The organism is Thiolapillus sp. (assembly GCF_048562965.1).
Lineage (GTDB): Bacteria > Pseudomonadota > Gammaproteobacteria > Chromatiales > Chromatiaceae > Thiolapillus > Thiolapillus brandeum_A.
This window is the reverse complement of the sequence record NZ_JBHNMF010000670.1, coordinates 1-1658: the sequence shown is the minus strand read 5'-3', so window position 1 is coordinate 1658 and position 1658 is coordinate 1. Positions and strand designations below refer to the sequence as shown.

4 protein-coding genes are annotated in these 1658 nt (G+C 49.4%); 1 reads left to right on the top strand and 3 read right to left on the bottom strand.

Annotated features, from left to right (window positions below; genetic code table 11):
- Nucleotides 1-272 precede the first annotated feature (272 nt).
- On the top strand, nucleotides 273-476 hold the full coding sequence (locus ACOCD2_RS18995; RefSeq protein WP_293649276.1) for a hypothetical protein: 204 nt from the start codon (nucleotides 273-275) through the stop codon (nucleotides 474-476).
- Between the two features lie 167 nt (nucleotides 477-643).
- Here ACOCD2_RS18995 and ACOCD2_RS18990 read toward each other — a convergent pair whose 3' ends face one another.
- From ACOCD2_RS18990 to ACOCD2_RS18980, 3 genes are all read right to left on the bottom strand, one after another.
- Nucleotides 644-973, bottom strand: coding sequence for a hypothetical protein (locus ACOCD2_RS18990; RefSeq protein WP_293649273.1), 330 nt, complete (start codon nucleotides 971-973; stop codon nucleotides 644-646).
- A gap of 41 nt (nucleotides 974-1014) precedes the next feature.
- Nucleotides 1015-1140 carry a hypothetical protein gene (locus ACOCD2_RS18985; protein WP_293649270.1) on the bottom strand — a complete coding sequence of 42 codons (126 nt, stop codon included), beginning with the start codon at nucleotides 1138-1140 and terminating at the stop codon, nucleotides 1015-1017.
- 233 nt (nucleotides 1141-1373) lie between these two features.
- Nucleotides 1374-1535, bottom strand: a complete 162-nt coding sequence (locus ACOCD2_RS18980; RefSeq protein ID WP_293649267.1) for a hypothetical protein — start codon at nucleotides 1533-1535, stop codon at nucleotides 1374-1376.
- Nucleotides 1536-1658: the final 123 nt, after the last annotated feature.

The following is a 1658-nucleotide window of genomic DNA, read 5'->3' as shown; positions in this document are numbered from 1 at the left end:
CCTTGATTTTGATTACAACCATACTAACTCTGGAGGGGATGATTTAATTATCACCTCACCCCAGTCCCCCGACAGGTGGTATCCATCCGAAGACAATTGAAAGAAATCAATATTTCCATAGTCTTCACTATCATCAGCATCAGTAAATGGCCGCGTATTTTTGTTTAGCCATTTGACGGACTTTACATCTTGACACCCTGCCAACCGATTCGCATTGCTGCGGCACACACAACTTTGTTGACAAACACCGCCACAAGCGTGTCTTCGACCTCGTGATAGATTTTGGGACATCCCAGTCCCCAAAATCGACTCGGTCTTTGACAACCTATTCGTGCCCCAGCCAGCCGTCCTGGTCACCAAGCACTACGCAACAACTTCGCAAGCTCGTTGCTGCTCCGTACTTGTCTCCCAATGACTGGACGCCGCGCTTGGATGCCTACTTTGCTTCCCCTCTGCACTATGCGCACGACGGGTAAGCAGTGCGGCCTCGCGGCGACTGGGGACTACCAACCTTCGCATCGCTCTCCATGGCTGGCAGCGCAAGTCCGATGACCTCATCGAAGTGCTGGCCGTGATCCATAAGCGGCAACATCTGGAGGCGGAGGGTATTCCGAGAGGGCAGTAGCATAAAGAACTACCAAATTTATTGGCTATCTTCTTCCTCTAACATTTTCTCTTTTTCGCACTGAAATAACGCAATGGCTTTAACATTTCCATCGAAATACTCCTCCCAAAAACCTGACTCTAACCAAGCCTTGGGAGTAAGTTCAAAATGACTACCTGGAACTGATGACACACACCACGTCGAAGGGATTAAACAGCTTACCACCTCAAACTGCCCTGCATCATGGAAAGCAGGAGTCAAACCATCATCCCCGACCAACTGAAATTTGAGCCTGCCTCCAAATTCCATGTGGATAGACAATACGTGGTATATACGGCCAATTGTCAACCACGAATTTTGATCAAGCACATCTCCTGTCTCCTCATCCAGAAATTGGCGACACTTTACTTTCATTGCCGCCCCGATGCTGCGTTAAAAACAGCCTTGTAATCTAGATCATAGTCCAAGCGCTGCTCCACCAGTTTCCAGGGTGCCTCTATGCCAAGACCCAATAGCAGAATCTGATTGCAGTCCATTCCGGTTCCTCATCACTGATTTTGCGGATATACTGGCACAGGTCCTTGGTGGAATTCCACTCACAAACGTCGAGGAGCCGCTATTCATTCATAATTGGCAGGCACACACCTTGAGTGCGGCGATAACTGCGTTGAAAATCTTGCAAACAGCCTGCTTTTTGCTGCGATCTTCGTCTTCGCCCTCATGCACGAATCTGCGCAAACAGCATTAATCAGGGGTGCCCTGTCGTTATTCAACCGTATTTTTTGGACAGTTTACAGAAAACGGCCCTACCCGTCCACCACTCCACGAGCCTTCGCTGCCAGCCATGGAGAGCGAAGCAGAGGCTGGTAGACCCCAGTAGCCGCGAGGCCGCACTGTTTTCCCGGCGTGCCTTGCGCCAGAGGGGAAGCAAAGTAGTTCCCGTCTATAAATAGCTATCTTTTTCGGGCAGCTCCAGATAATTAGCGCATGCCAATATACTGAATTAATTAATCACCTGCCTTGACAAGGATATTGTCGTTTGCAGGGAGCGATT